This window comes from Agrobacterium sp. Azo12 (genome assembly GCF_029193765.2).
Classification (GTDB): Bacteria; Pseudomonadota; Alphaproteobacteria; order Rhizobiales; family Rhizobiaceae; genus Agrobacterium.
Genome location: NZ_JARFYO020000001.1, coordinates 2,800,154 through 2,817,080, shown reverse-complemented (window position 1 = coordinate 2,817,080; position 16,927 = coordinate 2,800,154). Strand labels below are relative to the sequence as shown.

Here is a 16,927-nt window from a genome sequence, read left to right as displayed (position 1 = left end):
TCCGAAGTAAAACTTCGGAACCATGCCCAAAAACAACAATTCCGACCACTATATCAGAAGACCACCTCAAATTGCCAGAAGATTTGACGCTTACATATTTTGTGAGGATTTCGAGCAGTTTCCGATGTGGAAATTGACAAATTCAAAAAGAACATATAGTGAACATTGTATGGGAAAGTCAATTAAAGAGCGACTCGCGGTTCTCTCTGATGCTGCGAAATATGACGCGTCGTGTGCTTCCAGCGGAACCACAAAACGAAACTCGGCAGCGAGTGGCGGGCTGGGTTCGACTGAGGGATCCGGCATTTGTCATGCCTATGCGCCGGACGGTCGCTGCATATCGCTGCTAAAAATCCTGCTGACCAATTTCTGCATCTATGACTGCGCCTATTGCATCAACCGTTCGTCGAGCAATGTCGAGCGCGCCCGCTTTACTGTGGAGGAAGTGGTATGGCTGACGCTGGAATTTTACCGGCGTAATTACATAGAAGGTCTTTTTCTATCCTCAGGCATTATCCGGTCTTCCGATCACACGATGGAGGAACTGGTTCGGGTCGCGCGGGAACTGCGTGTAACGCACGGTTTTCGGGGTTACATTCATCTCAAATCCATTCCCGAAGCGTCAGCCCATCTGGTGGAGGAGGCGGGACTTTATGCCGATCGCCTGTCGATCAATATTGAATTGCCAACCGACAGCGGTATCGGCCGTTTTGCGCCAGAAAAACAGCCCGGCAATATCAGGAAATCGATGGCCGATATCCGACTGAAAATCGAGGAAGCGGGCGAGCCGACCTTGAAGACGAAGCGCGTCAAAAAATTCGCGCCCGCTGGTCAAAGCACGCAGATGATAGTCGGTGCAGACGGCGCAAATGACAGCACGATCCTGTCCACCAGCGCACGGCTCTACGGCAGCTACGGTTTGAGGCGTGTCTATTATTCCGCCTTCAGCCCGATACCGGATTCGTCAAAAAATCTGCCGTTGATCAAACCGCCGTTGATGCGGGAGCATCGGCTTTATCAGGCTGACTGGCTTTATCGCTTTTATGGTTTTGATCTCGGCGAGATAACCTCCACACAAAAGGACGGCATGCTGGATCTCGATATCGATCCGAAGCTCGCCTGGGCACTGGCCAACCGGCAGAGCTTTCCTGTGAATGTGAATACAGCAGACAGGGAAATGCTGCTGCGTGTTCCGGGTTTTGGAACCAAGACGGTCAATTCCGTGCTGTCATCGCGCCGTTTCCGGCGGCTGCGTCTGGAGGATCTTGCCCGGTTTGGCGTGTCGATTAAAAAGGTCAAAGCCTTTGTAGTGACCGAGGGTTGGACGCCGGGCAAATTGACGGAACGGCCGGATTTACGCGCCATGTTTGCACCGCAGCCAGAACAGCTGACGTTGCTGTAATGTACCGGATTTCGCTGGAGGGCCGGGGAGATTTTGGCGAGTGGCGAGATGCGGCACGGGCCTACCTTGCGGCAAAAATTCCTCCGCATGACATAGACTGGCGCTTACGCGACGAGAGCGCTGGCCTGTTTGGTTTTGAGGACGACTCTGCACTGCCAGCAGCAAAAGGTGATGCCCCTGTCAGTGTTCCCGCAGCCTTCATGCCATTGGCGCAAGCGATAATCTGTCACAGTGACCCGTCTCGTTTTGCGTTGCTTTATCGGCTGTTGTGGCGGCTGTCCGATGACCGAACATTGTTGCAACTCAAGGCCGACCCGGATGTGACCCGCGCCCGCAACATGGAAAAATCGGTGCGCCGCGACAGCCACAAGATGACGGCCTTTGTTCGGTTCAAGGAAGTACCTTTGCCGGAGGGCATTGCGGGACGGCGGCGGTTTATTGCCTGGTTCGAGCCAGATCATTTCATTGTCGAGCGCAAGGCGGATTTTTTTCAGCGGCGATTTACAGATATGGATTGGGTGATTGCTACACCGAAAGGTTCTGCGCGTTGGGATGGAGAGAAGCTCGAGACGTCGCGAATTGCAGCGGAAAAGCCGGATCTAACCGATGAAACCGATGAGCTTTGGCGAACCTATTATGCCAATATTTTCAATCCGGCACGGTTGAAGATAAAGGCGATGACGGCGGAAATGCCGAAAAAATACTGGAAGAACCTGCCGGAAGCCGACCTTATTCCGGAGCTTATTTTGGGTGCAGAGGCGCGTGTACTGGAAATGGCGGCAAAGGCCGCAACCGAACCGCAGCTGTTTCATCATCGCATTCAGGCCATGGCGGAAAACCGACCGGCACCTGCTTTGCCTGATGCCGATACGCTCGAGGGTTTGAAACATGAAGCGCGCAGTTGCACGCTCTGTCCGTTGCACTGCACTGCCACGCAGACGGTGTTTGGTGAGGGGCCATCCCGTGCGGATGTGATGATCGTTGGTGAACAGCCGGGTGATCATGAAGATCTGGCTGGTCGGCCGTTTGTCGGTCCGGCTGGCAAGGTGTTTAATGAGGTCGTGTCGCAGAGCGGAATGGATCGCTCTAAATTTTACGTCACCAACGCCGTCAAACATTTCAAATATGAACCGCGTGGCAAGCTCCGTATTCATAAAAGGCCAGATGTTATGGAGATTGAACATTGCCGATGGTGGCTGACCCGCGAGATCGATCTGGTTCAGCCGAAACTGATCGTTGCCATGGGGGCGACAGCGGTTTTTGCGCTGACAGGTATCAAAGGTAAATTGTCTGAGCTACGCGGCAAACCTATGCCAATGCAGGGCGACAGGCTGTTATTCGTCACGGTGCATCCATCCTACCTGCTGCGTATTCCCGATGAAGGCAAAAAGGCCGAGGAAATGCGCCTGTTTCTTGAGGATATGGCGACGGTCAGGAAAATGGCCGAGGAAATCTGTGTCAATTGAGGTTCGCTCAATGCGAACCGACAGCACTTTCATCGATATGGGCCTTGGCATAGACCTTTCGCGCAATAACGGCCAGCAGGAGCAGGATTACGGACGCGAGAAGACAGCAGGCGGCAAAGCCGGTTGAGAAACCCTGCTTGGCGGGTTCGAGCCAAGACGGATCGGCTGTGCCGCCGAGAGCCTTTGCCGTTTCCACGGCTCCTGCCAGTGTTGCCGACACGGCTGTCGCCTGTGTTTGGTCAAGTCCGGTCAGATCAACGCCTGACATTGTCATGCGGTAAAACACGGTGCCGAGACTGCCAAGCAATGCAACGCCTAAAGCACCACCAAATTCAGAGCTGGTTTCGGAAATGGCCGATGCTGACCCGGCACGCTCCGGCGGCGCTGTGCCAACGATCAACCCGGTGGTGGTGAGAATGACAGGCACGAAACCGAGGCCGATCAACATGCTGGCAAACAGGATGCCGAGCAGACTTTCATAATAGGCGGCAATAGCCATGACTGTGGTGCCGACAACATTGACCATTAGACCCATCAACACGGTTTTGACCGGGCCGAAATGGTTGGTGAAGCGATACGCCTGAAACGACATGATGGTGAAAACTGATGCCGAAGGAATAGACCACAGGGCTGCCTGCAACGGTGTGAGGCCGATGACCAGCTGCAGGAACAAATTTTGATAAAGGAACGTGCCGAATACAAAGAAGACGCCAGCCAGATTGACCATTAATGATGCTGTAAACGCCGGAATGCGGAACAGTTTGAGATCAATCAGCGGGTGGCTAAGGCGTTGTTGACGGCGCATAAAAAACACGCCAACCAACAGGCCAATTGCGACGGGCAACAACTGGATGAGTGCAAAACCATCTGCCGCCATGTGTTTGAAACCGTAGATGATTGGCAGCACGGTTGCGAGTGATAAAAGAACGCTAGGAAGATCAATGCCTTCCGCCTCATCGTTCTTGTATTCCGGTAAAATGAACGGTGCGATGATCAGTAGAAACAACATCACCGGGATGTTGATCAGAAATACTGATCCCCAATGAAAATACTCCAACAACAAACCGCCGATTAGCGGGCCTATCAGGCCGCCAAGTGCAAATGCAGATCCCCAGATGCTGATGGCGCGGTTTCGCTCGGCCTCGTTCTTGAAGATATTGACGATGAGCGACAGGGTGGATGGCGCAACGGTGGCACCGGCAATGCCCTGCAGCGCCCGCGATATGATCAACTGTTGGGCTGTGTCGGAAAAGGCGGCCAGCGCTGAGGCCACACCAAATGCAAATGCGCCGATCAGCAGCAGTTTGCGACGACCGATCCGGTCGCCCAATGTGCCCATGGTCACCAGAAAACCAGCGACCATGAAGCCATAGATATCGTTGATCCACAGCAGCTCAGTGGCATTCGGATCAAGGTCTGCGACGATTGCCGGCATTGCCAGAAACAGCACCGACAGATCCATGGAATAGATCAGGCAGGCAATCGACAGGACACAGAGGCCGATCCATTCACGCTTGCTGGCGTGATCCTGCACTGATGGTGTGTCCGTCATGTCGTTCCTCCCGCATTGGCGAGAGATTTTCCTGAAATTGCAAAATTGGCAAGTATCAAACTCGGGCTAGTACCTTCGCCCGTTCAGTCCGACTACAATGCTGTGACGATATCATGGAGATTATCGATCTTGCGAAATCTGCAGCAAAAGATCTTCCAGCCGGTCGAAATTCTGTTCATTGGCAGCGGCAATGAACTTCTTCAGCTCGAGGTTTTCTTCTGTCGCATCGAACAACATACGCCAGTTGAGCTGGGTGCCGCCAACCTGCTCTGTGAAGTCTATTTCCATGGTGTAGACGTGGATCGGTTCGTGATGTTCAAAGACAATACGCTCCGGCACGATGACTTCCCGAAAGGTAGAGACATTGTGAAAATCGGTGCCGTTGGAGGCTGTCATGGTAATCTGCCATGTGCCGCCGGGTCTGAAATCGAATGTACCGATGCGGTTGGTAAAACCATCTGGTCCCCACCACTGTGATAGCATTTCGGCGTTGGAGAAAGTGCGAAACAGTGTGTCGCGATCCACGCTGAACAAGCGTTCGTTCAGAACTTCCATCTTGTCGGTCATGTCGATCCTCGCACTCATCGGTTTTCAAATTGCGGGCAAAAGAAAACCGGCCAACATTGATGTTGGCCGGTTGATGGTATCACAAAGGATCAGAAGTAGCTTTGCAGCGGTCTGACTTCCAGGTTGCCGGCCTTCAGCGCCTTTATGGCGAGGGCTGCGGCCTCTGCACCAGCCATAGTGGTGTAGTAAGGCACTTTCTGCATCAGCGTTGCGCGACGCAACGATTTGCTGTCGGAGATCGCCTTGTTGCTGTCGGTGGTGTTGATGACCAGCTGGACCTGACGGTTACGGATGGCGTCTTCGATGTGCGGACGACCTTCCTGAACCTTGTTGATCTTTTCGGCTTCAATACCCTGTTCTGCGAGGAAACGCTGGGTGCCGCCGGTTGCGAGAACCTTGAAACCGATTTCCACGAGAATGCGGATGGCTGGCAGAACACGTTCCTTGTCTTCGTCACGAACCGATACGAACACGGCGCCTGAGCGAGGCAGATCCACACCAGCACCAAGCTGCGCCTTGGCAAAGGCCAGTGCGAAGTCGGTGTCGAGGCCGATGACTTCACCGGTCGAGCGCATTTCAGGTCCGAGCAGGATGTCGACGCCAGGGAAACGAGCAAACGGGAAGACGGCTTCCTTAACGGCAATGTGCTTCAGGTTGCGTGGATCTGGCTTTTCGCCGTAGGCCGCAATCGCTGCATCAAGCTTTTCGCCGGTCATGACGCGGGCCGCGATCTTGGCAATCGGTGCGCCGATGGTCTTGGCAACGAATGGCACGGTACGCGATGCGCGTGGGTTGACTTCGAGAACGTAGATCGTGCCGTCCTTGATGGCGTATTGCACGTTCATCAGGCCGCCAACATTCAATGCCTTGGCAAGAGCCGTGGTCTGACGTTCCAGCTCGTCAACGATTTCGTTCGACAGCGAACGAACTGGCAGCGAGCAGGCGGAGTCACCGGAGTGGATGCCGGCTTCTTCGATATGCTCCATGATGCCCGATACGAAGACGTTTTCGCCATCGCACAGTGCATCCACGTCCACTTCAACCGCGTTGGTCAGGTAGCTATCGAACAATAGCGGGTTCTTGCCGAGCAGCGTGTTGATCTGGCCGGTCTTATCGTTCGGGTAACGCTGCTTGATGTCTTCAGGTACGAGGCCTGGAACCGTGTCGAGCAGGTAAGCCTGCAACTGGCTTTCCGAATGAATGATCTGCATGGCGCGGCCACCCAGAACGTAGGATGGACGAACAACCAGCGGGAAGCCGATTTCAGAGGCAACCAGACGCGCCTGCTCAACCGAGTAAGCGATACCGTTGTTTGGCTGGGCGAGGTCCAGCTTCATCAACAGCTTTTGGAAGCGGTCACGGTCTTCTGCAAGGTCGATCATGTCAGGCGCCGTGCCGAGGATCGGGATACCGTTCTTTTCAAGCGCTTCAGCCAGCTTCAGCGGCGTCTGGCCGCCGAACTGCACGATAACGCCAACCAACTCACCCTTTTCCTGCTCGGCGCGCATGATTTCGATCACGTCTTCCGCAGTCAGCGGCTCGAAATACAGGCGGTCGGAGGTGTCGTAGTCGGTCGACACGGTTTCCGGGTTGCAGTTGATCATGATGGCTTCGAAGCCTGCATCCTTCAGTGCGAAGGCGGCATGGCAGCAGCAATAGTCGAATTCGATGCCCTGGCCGATACGGTTAGGACCGCCGCCGAGGATGACGACCTTCTTGCGGTCGGACACTTCTGCTTCCGAGCGCAGCGCACCAACGAATGGCGCTTCATAGGTCGAATACATGTATGCGGTTGGCGAAGCGAATTCAGCAGCGCAGGTGTCGATGCGCTTGAAGACCGGGCGTACGTTGAGGCTGTTGCGAAGCTCGGCAACTTCCTTTGGACGTTTGTTGGTCAGGCTGGCAAGACGGGCGTCGGAGAAGCCCATGGCCTTCACCGCGCGCAGGTTTTCAGCGTCGGTCGGCAGACCATGTTCGCGGATGCGGGCCTCGGTGTCGACGATCGCCTTGAACTGCGCGATGAACCATGGGTCGATCTTGCTGTTTTCGTGCACTTCTTCTTCGGACATGCCCATACGCAGAGCCTGGGCAACCATGCGGAGACGATCTGGTGTCGGTGTGCCAATAGCGGCGCGAATGGCGTTCTTGGAGCCTTCGCCTTCTTCGTAGCCTGGGATTTCGATTTCATCGAGACCCGTCAGGCCGGTTTCCATGCCGCGCAGCGCCTTCTGCAGCGATTCTGCAAATGTACGGCCAATCGCCATGACTTCACCAACCGACTTCATGGCCGTGGTGAGGATTGGCGACGCGCCTGGGAACTTTTCAAAGGCAAAACGCGGAATCTTGGTGACGACGTAGTCGATCGATGGTTCGAACGAGGCCGGGGTTGCACCACCGGTGATGTCGTTGTCCAGTTCGTCCAGCGTGTAACCGATGGCGAGCTTTGCAGCGACCTTGGCGATCGGGAAGCCGGTAGCCTTGGAGGCCAGCGCAGACGAACGCGACACGCGTGGGTTCATTTCGATGACGACCAGGCGGCCGTCCTTCGGGTTAACCGCGAACTGAACGTTCGAGCCGCCTGTTTCCACACCGATTTCGCGCAATACCGCGATCGATGCATTGCGCATCATCTGGTATTCCTTGTCCGTCAGCGTCAGGGCCGGAGCCACGGTGATGCTATCGCCGGTGTGAACGCCCATCGGGTCGATGTTTTCAATCGAGCAGATGATGATGCAGTTGTCCGCCTTGTCGCGGACCACTTCCATTTCATATTCTTTCCAACCAAGTACGGATTCTTCGATCAGTACTTCGGTGGTTGGCGATGCATCGAGACCGCCGCCGATGATTTCAAAGAATTCCGAGCGGTTGTAAGCAATACCGCCGCCGGTGCCACCCATGGTGAAGGATGGGCGAATGATGGCGGGCAGGCCAACAACATCAATTGCCTGTGCGGCAATGGCCATTGCGTGGCTGATGTAGCGCTGCTTGCGATCTGTTTCTCCCAGGTTCCACTGGTTTTCCAGATCGTCGAGTGCCTTGTCCAGATCAGAACCGGAAAGCTTGGCCTTCAGTTCTGCACGGGCAGCTTCGTGTTTCTTGCGGTCGGCGTCCTTGATCTCGGTGGCATTGGCCAGCATCGAGCGCGGTGTTTCAAGGCCGATCTTTGCCATGGCTTCGCGGAACAGGGCGCGGTCTTCAGCCTTGTCGATTGCCTCAGGCTTTGCGCCGATCATTTCGACATTGTAGCGGTCCAGAACACCCATGCGCTTGAGAGAGAGCGCGGTGTTGAGAGCCGTTTGACCACCCATGGTCGGCAGAAGCGCGTCTGGGCGCTCCTTGGCGATGATCTTGGCCACGACTTCGGGAGTGATTGGCTCAACGTAAGTGGCGTCTGCAAGACCCGGATCCGTCATGATCGTGGCCGGGTTGGAGTTGACGAGGATGACGCGGTAGCCTTCCTCTTTCAGCGCCTTACACGCCTGCGTGCCGGAATAGTCAAATTCGCAAGCCTGACCGATAACAATCGGTCCCGCGCCGATAATTAGGATGGACTTGATATCTTGGCGCTTCGGCATGGCTCTCGTTCCGCTTCTCGTGTTGCGCAAAAAACGGCCATGGTGAAGGTTCACCGGCCGGGGCGCGCAATTTCAAATATTTTCAGGCTAGAAGCGGCTTATAGGCAAATGTTTTAACGAACGGAACCCCGAAAGTTTAAAAATCGACAGGAAATATGCATTCGCATATCTGACATGCATTTCATGGAGCAACTTCATTTCCATGATCTCAATTCGCTGATACAACACAAGACATATATTAGCGTTATTTTCTGTCGGGAGATAAACGACCATGGAATGGAAAGGGCGCCGTCAGTCTGACAACGTCGAAGACAAACGTGATATGTCAGCAGGTCGGGGCGGTTTGGGCAATGATCCTTTCAGCCGCACCGGGTTTCGAATTCCTTCGGGCGGCAGGCGCACTGGTGGTGGAATCGGTATAGGCGGCCTTCTGGTCATCCTTCTCGTCAGCTGGTTTCTCGGCATCAACCCGCTTACCCTGCTGTCTGGCGGTGACGGCATGATGGGGGATAGCTCATCGCAGCAGACCGGCACCCGTCCGCAGGGCAATTCCACCGACGACACAACGGCTTTTGTCCGCGTGGTGCTGGCTGAAACCGAAAATACCTGGAGCGGCATTTTCAAGTCTGCGGGTCAGACCTATCAGGAACCGACACTGGTGCTGTTTTCCGGTCAGGTGTCTTCGGCTTGCGGATATGCGTCTGCGGCAACTGGCCCGTTCTATTGCCCGGGGGATCGCCAGGTTTATCTCGACACCACGTTCTTCCGTGAACTGGACCAGCGTTTTGGCGCTGCCGGCGACTTTGCGCAGGCCTATGTGATTGCACATGAGGTCGGCCATCACGTGCAGAACCTTACCGGTGTGTTGCCGGAGTTCAACCGTCGTCGCCAGTCGATGAGCCAGGTGGACGCCAATCGCATGTCGGTGCGGGTTGAGTTGCAGGCCGATTGCTACGCCGGTATCTGGGCAAAATTCACCGAGCAGGAAGGTATTCTCGATACCGGAGACCTCGAAGAAGCGCTCAATGCTGCCCATCAGATCGGTGACGATACACTGCAAAAGCAGTCGCAAGGTTATGTTGTGCCCGACAGTTTCAACCACGGCACATCGCAACAGCGCATGACATGGTTCAAGCGTGGTTACGACACTGGTCGCGTTGCTGACTGTGATACGTTCAACACCAATATCTGACGGTCATTTATACATGCCTTCGCGCAGATTGATGCCGTATTCCAGATAGGCTTTCAGGGCGCACAGCATTTGTGACCACCCCTGACAATTGCCATAGGATGCTTTCAACCCGGCTGGCGTTTCGCGCCAGCCGTTTTCGGTAATGCTGACAAGCGTTCGGTCATCACCGATCGGTTCAAAGCTGATGGTCACCGTGGTTTTGTAACTGCCTGCCTCGTAGGTGCCCTCTTCATTGGCCTGCCATTGCAGGATGATTTGCCTGTCCTGCTCGGCTTTGATGACCTCAACGGGAAATGCGCCGGGAAAATCGTGAAAATCCCACCTGACGGTGGTGCCGGTTTCAAGCCTGCCCTTGGCGCCACCGGTTGTGAAATAACCGGACAATTTCTTTGGATCGGCAACTGCCTCGAAAACCTCATGAAGCGGTTTTGATATTCTTGCGGACACTGTGAATGTCAGTTCCATTCTATCCTCCCGGGTAGACAGGCATTTTGCTGCAAACTCGTGAGGTGTCACTGGAGTTGCACTGAAGGCATAGGTGTCGACGGGATGATCGCGTAAAATAACTGAACCGGCACATCCAGTTCAGTTTGACGGGCCAGAGGTGTGATTACGCGGCAAGCAGCAGGGCTGACAAAAACATGCCGAGCGCAAAAATAGTATGGGCGACGAGATTCAACACGCGCACTTTGGTCGGGTTTGGAGTTTTGGAGGCGGCCCATCCGAGGCCGAGGCCCGGTTGAAGCAGAAACCAGCCAGCACCAACGGTAACAATGCCGACGATCCACGGCTGGATGAAGTGCGGCTCAGCGAACCATAGTGGTGTCACCACCAACGCCAGAATGATGCCATAGAGAACGCCAATGGCGTAATGCATGAACCAGCCAAGCGCCACTTCGTTTTTGTAAGGTGTCGCATTGGCGATGCTGTCGTGAAAAACCTTGCCCTTGGGCAGGTGCCAGAACCAGCGACCGGGAGGTCCCCAATTCGGAGCGGGCTGCTTGAAGACGAAATGGAGAATATAGGCCCAGATATCCATGAGGATGGTTCCGCCTATGCCCATGACCACGCCGCGCCAAATAATCTCCGACATTCCCGCTCTCCCGACTCTCTATGTCGTCTGGCAAGGTGTCGGCTTTTTTAGGGTTCGGCAAGTGCAGTTTGGAGGCTTTGCAGCTCCCGGTCATGATCTTTGAGACGAGGGTAGGAGAGCGCATAAAAAGAAGGACGTGGCCGCTTTGGGCGGCCACGTTTTGTCTGATCAGGCTGCGCGGCTGTAAGACTTGTGTTGTGTCTGCTGCATGCCCAGTCTGAACTGCGCCAACAGCTCATTGAGCGATGCCGCTTCCGAGGCAAGGCCGTGGCTGGCGGCGGTCTGTTCTTCGACCATGGCGGCATTCTGCTGTGTGCCCTGGTCGATGGTGTTGATGGCGGTGTTGATTTCCGACAGGCCGGTCGATTGTTCGCGGGTGGCAATGACAATCGCATTGATATGGAGGTTGATTTCCTGCACCTGCGTAACGATGGCTTCCAGTGCCTTGCCGGCATTATCAACCAGCGTCACACCTTCCTGTACCTGAGCGGTCGAGGTGCTGATCAGCGCCTTGATTTCCTTCGCGGCCGTCGCAGAGCGCTGCGCCAGCTCACGCACTTCCTGCGCAACTACCGCAAAACCCTTGCCGGCTTCACCAGCACGGGCTGCTTCCACGCCGGCGTTCAGTGCCAGCAGGTTGGTCTGGAAGGCAATCTCGTCGATGACGCCGATGATCTTGGAAATCTCGGTCGAAGAATGTTCGATGCCTTCCATGGCGCGCACGGCGTCATTAACGACGTGGCCGGACTGTTCAGCATTGTTGCGGGTGCGGTCAACCAGTTTGCCAACTTCTTCGGCGCGCTGGGCAGCATCCTTGACGGTGGTTGTGATTTCCTCAAGGGCTGCTGCGGTTTGTTCAACAGACGCTGCCTGCTGTTCGGTGCGGCGGGCAAGGTCATCAGCCGAGTGGCGGATTTCCGTTGCACCGGCATCGATGGCGCGGGCATTCTGGCCAACATTGGTCAGAGCATCGTTGAGCTTGGTGATGGAGTTGTTGAAGTCTTCACGCAGACGGTCAACACGCGCAACGAATGGTGTCGAAATGCGGTATTGCAGATCGCCATTGGAGAGATGTTCAAGGCCCTTTGCCAGTGCATCAACGGCAAACTGAATGTCGGCACTGTCCTTGGCTGCAGTTCTTTCGCGCAGGTCGCGTTCTTGTTCGGACAGTGAACGGGATTCAGAGGCTTCGGTTTCCAGGCGCTGTCTTTCCAGTGCGTTGGTCCGGAACACGGCAACGGCTGCGGCCATCGAACCGATCTGGTCGGTGCGGTCCTGACCGGGAATGGTGATGGAAAGGTGGCCGGAGGCCAGGTTCTGCATGGCAGCGGTCATCTGTGTCACCGGCGTGATCACCAGTCGGCCAAGCAGGAAGGCGAGGAAACCGATCATGCTGATAACTGCAAGGGTGGTGGCAATGATTGCGGCGACACGGAACTGTGAAATCGAGGCGTAAGCAACGCCGCTATCCACAACAAAGCCGACATACCATTCAACAGACGGCAGGCCGGTGACTGGAATGAAGCTGGTGAGCTTGGCTTTGCCGTCGATTGCCGTTTCAGTGATTGTTGAGGCAATACTTGGCGTTGCTGTCGGGAACAGGTCGGTCAGCGTCTTGTTGACGAAGTTCGCGTCCGGGTGAATGAGTATCTTGCCATCCTTGCTGACCAGGAAGGCGTAACCGTCGGTGCCGACTTCAACCGACTTGATCATCGTCACCAGCGAGTTAAGCGAGAAGTCGCTGCCGGTCACACCAGCCAATTGGCCGTTGATCATGACAGGCGAGGCGGCAGTGATAATCAGGCCGCCTGTTGAGGCGTCGGAATATGGCTCTGTCAGCACGGTCTTCTGCGCTTTCACGGCATCCTGGTACCATGGGCGGGTCCGTGGATCATATCCTTCTGGCAAAGGCAGTCTCGGCCATGTTGTGAACACGCCGGTCGCGCTGTCGCCAAAATAGGTCGACATGAACTGGCCGGTCAGGACATCATTTTGCAGCACGTTCAGCTTGGCATCTTCGTCCGGTGCTTTGGCCATGGCTTTGGTGACGACATCGGTCAACATCACGCGGCCGTTCAGCCAGTTAGCGATGCTTTGCGCCGCCTGTTTGCCGGCGGCGTCAATGTTGCGGGCAACGGAAGTCGTCGTGGCTTCCCGTTGCAGCGCGTCGATATAGACGGAAAAACCGGCAAAAGCCGTCACGACAACGAGCGACGCAGCGATAATAATGCGCGTCATAAGGCTAGATTTAATAGACAAGCGCAGCTTCCCTTATAGGTATTCGCGACTTTTGGCCGGATGAACGGACCGAATTCGGAGGGGGAGACAATCATGCCGGGTAACGGCGTTGTATACACGCATCATGCGGGCCAGTTATATGTGGCTGTTTTAGCTTTTGCGTTATTTCAAAACTGTAAATGTAGTTTGACTGTAGCGTGAAATTATTTGCGAACACTCAAGACTGCTTGTCGTTTTGATTTTTGCCAGTTTTTTGTGCATTTGCATTGCTTGGTTGCATCGGTACGCCGAATATTTTATGGATTAGGCCAACGCCGTTTCCCGTTTCCGTGGAAGCGGCTTTTGTTTTGAGAAGGTGCCGCATGTCCTCGTCCGTTGTTTCAGGCAGTGTTCAAACCGGCGCGCAATCCTGGTCATCCCATCTGAGAGCCACGCTTGCGCTGGGTATCCCATTGATTGGCGCGCAGCTCGCGCAGTTGGGCATTCACACGACGGATATGGTGATTGTCGGTCAGCTTGGCGCTGAAAAACTGGCAGCCATGGTTCTGGCCGGACAGTTCTTCTTTGTGCTGTTTATCTTCGGTTCCGGTTTCTCGATTGCCGTTGTGCCAATGATTGCGCAGGCTTTCGGTCGTGGTGACGTACGTTCAACGCGCCGCTCGCTGCGCATGGGCATGTGGGTTGCCATCGTCTACTGGCTTTTGGTGCTGCCATTCTTCATGAATGCAGAGCGTATCCTGCTTGGTTTCGGTCAGAATGCCGAAGTGGCAAGGCTGGCGGGGGATTATCTCGGCATCACCAAGTACGGCCTTCTGCCGGGTCTTTTATTTTACGTGATGCGCGGTCTGGTCAGCGCCGTCGGCAAGGCCAGCGTCGTTCTTTACATCACCATCCTGACGCTCGTGGTGAATGGTATCCTCGCTTACGGTCTGGTGCTCGGGCATTTCGGCTTTCCTGCGCTTGGCATGAACGGTGCCGCAATCGTCGCCGTCATCGTGCAGACCCTCAGCTTCGTCTGCTTGGCTGCGTTTGTGCAAAGCCGCGAGGAAATGCGTCAATACGAGGTCTTTGTTCGTTTCTGGCGGCCGGACTGGCAGGCGCTGCTTGAAGTGCTGCGTCTTGGTTTGCCAATCAGCGTCACCATTCTGGCCGAGGTGTCGCTGTTCAGTGCCGCGTCCATTTTGATGGGGCAGATCGGAACAACAGAGCTTGCTGCCCACGGTATCGCGCTGCAACTGGCCTCGATTGCCTTCATGATCCCGCTTGGTCTGTCGCAGGCAGCAACGGTGCGGGTCGGTATTGCTTACGGGCAGGGGGACTATCCCAATCTGGTTCGAGCAGCGATCATGGTCAGTGCACTGGCCTGCATCATTGCCATTGCTGGCGGCGTTCTGTTTGCCGCATCACCGCAATATCTCAGCCGCTGGTTCCTCAATGAACACCTGCCGAATGTGCCTGCGGTTCTCGACTATGCAGCGAAGCTGGTGATCATTGCCGGTATTTTCCAGCTGATGGATGGGTTGCAGGCAATTGCCAGCGGCCTTCTGCGCGGCCTGAAAGATGCACGCGTGCCGATGATCATGGCGCTGATTTCCTATTGGCCGGTCGGCTTCCTGCTGGCCTGGGTTCTCGGTTTCCCGCTGGGGCTTGGCGGCGAGGGCGTTTGGTACGGCATTCTTGTTGGCCTGACCGTAGCTTCCATTACCCTGTCATGGCGTTTCATCGCGCTGGTGCAGCGGCAGAAACAGGCCATTGCCGTCTGAGACATCTTGAAATGTTACATAAAGAAAGGCCCGCGTGACGCGGGCCTTTTTTATATCTGTTGATTTTTAGAGAGTCGTATCAACGCTCTGCCAGAGCGGCTTCACCCTTTTTCTCGCGAACGAGATTGACGAAGCGGCGGAACAGGTAGTGGCTGTCCTGCGGGCCAGGGGAGGCTTCCGGGTGGTGCTGTACCGAGAACACCGGCTTGCCGACAACGCGCAGGCCGCAGTTCGTGCCGTCGAACAGCGAAATATGAGTCTCTTCAACGCCTTCCGGCAGCGACTTCGTGTCGACTGCAAAGCCGTGGTTCATGGACACGATTTCCACCTTGCCGGTGGTGAAGTCCTTGACCGGGTGGTTGGCGCCGTGGTGGCCCTGATGCATCTTTTCAGTCTTTGCACCAAGCGCCAGACCAAGCATCTGGTGGCCGAGGCAGATGCCGAAAAGCGGCAGCTCGGACTTGATCAAATCCTGAATGACAGGAACGGCATATTCTCCGGTCGCAGCCGGGTCGCCAGGACCGTTGGACAGGAACACACCGTCGGGCTTCAGAGCCAGAATGTCTTCGGCAGAGGTCTTGGCAGGAACGACAGTGACCTTGCAGTCAAGGCCGGCAAACAGGCGCAGGATGTTACGCTTTACGCCGAAGTCAACGCAGACGACGTGGTACTTGGCATCAGCTTCGCCGAGCGTCCCGTAACCTTCGTTCCATACCCAAGGTGTCTCGGTCCAGACGGAAGACTGACCGGAAGTAGCTTCAATGGCGAGGTCGAGACCAACCAGACCGCTCCATGCCTTGGCTTCGGCCTTCAGCGCGTCGATATCGAAAATGCCGTTCGGGTCGTGGGCGATGACGGCGTTTGGTGCACCGTTCTCACGGATCCATGCAGTCAGTGCGCGTGTGTCGATGCCGCACAGGCCGATGATGCCACGGGCCTTCAGCCACGCATCGAGATGCTTGGCGGCGCGGTAGTTGGACGGGTCGGTGATGTCGGCCTTGAAGATAACGCCAACCGCACCGCGGCGTGCCGCCGGTGTCAGGTCTTCGATGTCTTCATCATTGGTGCCGACGTTGCCGATATGCGGGAAGGTGAACGTAACAATCTGGCCAAGGTAGGACGGATCTGTGAGGATTTCCTCGTAACCGGTCAGTGCCGTGTTGAAGCAGACTTCGGCCTGAACCTTGCCAGTTGCGCCGATGCCAAAGCCTTCAATGACTGTGCCGTCGGCAAGAACGAGCATGGCAGTTGGTTTGCGGGTGGTCCATGGAGTTGTTGCGGTCATATCGTTCCGTTTCCGCCCTCGCGCAACCGCTCACCTCTTGAAAGGTGACGGATCAAGGGCCATCTCTGGTCGCAGGCAAGGGCGCGCGAAATCCTCGCGACAGTACCCTTGATTAAAATCTCGTGCAGGTGCCGGAAAATAGACAAAGCGACGCTGGCGGTCAACCATAGCCTTGTGGATTACGTGGAATTAAAGCCCATGAAATTCAACGGGTTGTGTAATTGATTTGCGGGGTGTTGTTCGCTCGTCTAAGAGAACGCCAAAAATAACACGGAAAAGCGGCCTGACGAGACAGGCAAAACAACGCTTTTCGAAGGAGAATTGAGACCATGATGCGCGATATTTTCGCAAATGAGCTGAAAGAATCGCTGAAGGCAAGGGATGCGCGCCGCACTGGCACCATTCGGCTTATCCAGACGGCGATCAAGGACCGTGATATCGCCAACCGTGGCGTCGGCAAAGACCCGGTCTCGGATGACGAAATCATGCAGATACTCACCAAGATGATCAAGCAGCGTGACGAGTCTGCCACCATTTATGATGGCGCCAACCGTCCCGAGCTTGCTACGCAGGAGCGTGAGGAAATTGAGGTTATTCGCGGTTTCATGCCGGAGCAGATTCCGGAAGAAAAAGTGCGTGAGCTTTGCCAATCTGTGATCAGCGAAACCGGTGCAGCCGGTCTGCGTGACATGGGCAAGTGCATGAACGTTCTGAAGGAAAAATATCCGGGCCAGATCGATTTTGCCAAGGCATCCGGCATGGTCAAGGATTTGCTGAAGTAATTTCAGCCAAAA

General features: G+C 55.4%; 12 protein-coding genes. 5 read left to right on the top strand and 7 right to left on the bottom strand.

Translation table 11 applies throughout. The annotated features are described in order from the left end of the window. Positions 1-169: 169 nt before the first annotated feature. Together PYL13_RS13450 and PYL13_RS13445 are read left to right on the top strand one after the other, a co-directional pair. Positions 170-1,402 (top strand): putative DNA modification/repair radical SAM protein, encoded by a 1,233-nt coding sequence (locus PYL13_RS13450; RefSeq protein ID WP_275641671.1) that lies wholly within the window; start codon positions 170-172, stop codon positions 1,400-1,402. Then, on the top strand, positions 1,402-2,868 hold the full coding sequence (locus PYL13_RS13445) for a UdgX family uracil-DNA binding protein (RefSeq protein WP_275641670.1): 1,467 nt from the start codon (positions 1,402-1,404) through the stop codon (positions 2,866-2,868). The genes PYL13_RS13450 and PYL13_RS13445 overlap by 1 nt, the downstream gene beginning before the upstream one ends. 7 nt (positions 2,869-2,875) lie before the next feature. On the opposite strand, the gene PYL13_RS13440 is transcribed toward PYL13_RS13445, so the two are convergent. From PYL13_RS13440 to carB, 3 genes are all read right to left on the bottom strand, one after another. Beyond that, positions 2,876-4,420, bottom strand: coding sequence for an MFS transporter (locus tag PYL13_RS13440; RefSeq protein WP_275641669.1), 1,545 nt, complete (start codon positions 4,418-4,420; stop codon positions 2,876-2,878). Positions 4,421-4,540: 120 nt separating this feature from the next. After that, positions 4,541-4,987, bottom strand: a complete 447-nt coding sequence (locus PYL13_RS13435) for an SRPBCC domain-containing protein (RefSeq protein WP_275641668.1) — start codon at positions 4,985-4,987, stop codon at positions 4,541-4,543. Between the two features lie 89 nt (positions 4,988-5,076). Beyond that, positions 5,077-8,562, bottom strand: a complete 3,486-nt coding sequence (gene carB / locus PYL13_RS13430; RefSeq protein WP_259144009.1) for a carbamoyl-phosphate synthase large subunit — start codon at positions 8,560-8,562, stop codon at positions 5,077-5,079. A 271-nt stretch (positions 8,563-8,833) separates the two neighbouring features. On the opposite strand from carB, the gene ypfJ reads away from it, so the two are divergent. Continuing rightward, positions 8,834-9,754, top strand: a complete 921-nt coding sequence (ypfJ, locus tag PYL13_RS13425) for a KPN_02809 family neutral zinc metallopeptidase (RefSeq protein ID WP_275641667.1) — start codon at positions 8,834-8,836, stop codon at positions 9,752-9,754. A 3-nt stretch (positions 9,755-9,757) separates the two neighbouring features. Here ypfJ and PYL13_RS13420 read toward each other — a convergent pair whose 3' ends face one another. The 3 genes from PYL13_RS13420 to mcpU all read right to left on the bottom strand — a co-directional run bounded on the left by PYL13_RS13420 (position 9,758) and on the right by mcpU (position 13,106). Further along, the gene (locus PYL13_RS13420) at positions 9,758-10,219 is read right to left on the bottom strand and encodes an SRPBCC family protein (RefSeq protein ID WP_275641666.1); all 462 of its coding nucleotides are present in this window, start codon (positions 10,217-10,219) and stop codon (positions 9,758-9,760) included. A gap of 145 nt (positions 10,220-10,364) precedes the next feature. Then, positions 10,365-10,847, bottom strand: a complete 483-nt coding sequence (locus PYL13_RS13415) for a DUF2938 domain-containing protein (protein WP_275641665.1) — start codon at positions 10,845-10,847, stop codon at positions 10,365-10,367. A gap of 168 nt (positions 10,848-11,015) precedes the next feature. Next, on the bottom strand, positions 11,016-13,106 hold the full coding sequence (gene mcpU, locus PYL13_RS13410; protein WP_275641664.1) for a methyl-accepting chemotaxis protein McpU: 2,091 nt from the start codon (positions 13,104-13,106) through the stop codon (positions 11,016-11,018). A 341-nt stretch (positions 13,107-13,447) separates the two neighbouring features. Between mcpU and PYL13_RS13405 the strand changes: the two genes are divergently transcribed. Continuing rightward, positions 13,448-14,848, top strand: coding sequence for an MATE family efflux transporter (locus PYL13_RS13405; RefSeq protein ID WP_275641663.1), 1,401 nt, complete (start codon positions 13,448-13,450; stop codon positions 14,846-14,848). A 79-nt stretch (positions 14,849-14,927) separates the two neighbouring features. On the opposite strand, the gene carA is transcribed toward PYL13_RS13405, so the two are convergent. Continuing rightward, the gene (gene carA, locus PYL13_RS13400; protein ID WP_275641662.1) at positions 14,928-16,133 is read right to left on the bottom strand and encodes a glutamine-hydrolyzing carbamoyl-phosphate synthase small subunit; all 1,206 of its coding nucleotides are present in this window, start codon (positions 16,131-16,133) and stop codon (positions 14,928-14,930) included. A 332-nt stretch (positions 16,134-16,465) separates the two neighbouring features. On the opposite strand from carA, the gene PYL13_RS13395 reads away from it, so the two are divergent. Then, positions 16,466-16,915 carry a GatB/YqeY domain-containing protein gene (locus PYL13_RS13395; RefSeq protein WP_192488864.1) on the top strand — a complete coding sequence of 150 codons (450 nt, stop codon included), beginning with the start codon at positions 16,466-16,468 and terminating at the stop codon, positions 16,913-16,915. Positions 16,916-16,927: the final 12 nt, after the last annotated feature.

Excerpts from the sequence above, each read along its gene's own strand:
- PYL13_RS13450 (WP_275641671.1), top strand. The coding sequence starts at position 170 with ATGGGAAAGTCAATTAAAGAGCGACTCGCGGTTCTCTCTGATGCTGCG.
- PYL13_RS13445 (WP_275641670.1), top strand. The coding sequence starts at position 1,402 with ATGTACCGGATTTCGCTGGAGGGCCGGGGAGATTTTGGCGAGTGGCGA.
- PYL13_RS13440 (WP_275641669.1), bottom strand. The coding sequence starts at position 4,420 with ATGACGGACACACCATCAGTGCAGGATCACGCCAGCAAGCGTGAATGG.
- PYL13_RS13435 (WP_275641668.1), bottom strand. The coding sequence starts at position 4,987 with ATGACCGACAAGATGGAAGTTCTGAACGAACGCTTGTTCAGCGTGGAT.
- carB (WP_259144009.1), bottom strand. The coding sequence starts at position 8,562 with ATGCCGAAGCGCCAAGATATCAAGTCCATCCTAATTATCGGCGCGGGA.
- ypfJ (WP_275641667.1), top strand. The coding sequence starts at position 8,834 with ATGGAATGGAAAGGGCGCCGTCAGTCTGACAACGTCGAAGACAAACGT.
- PYL13_RS13420 (WP_275641666.1), bottom strand. The coding sequence starts at position 10,219 with ATGGAACTGACATTCACAGTGTCCGCAAGAATATCAAAACCGCTTCAT.
- PYL13_RS13415 (WP_275641665.1), bottom strand. The coding sequence starts at position 10,847 with ATGTCGGAGATTATTTGGCGCGGCGTGGTCATGGGCATAGGCGGAACC.
- PYL13_RS13405 (WP_275641663.1), top strand. The coding sequence starts at position 13,448 with ATGTCCTCGTCCGTTGTTTCAGGCAGTGTTCAAACCGGCGCGCAATCC.
- carA (WP_275641662.1), bottom strand. The coding sequence starts at position 16,133 with ATGACCGCAACAACTCCATGGACCACCCGCAAACCAACTGCCATGCTC.
- PYL13_RS13395 (WP_192488864.1), top strand. The coding sequence starts at position 16,466 with ATGCGCGATATTTTCGCAAATGAGCTGAAAGAATCGCTGAAGGCAAGG.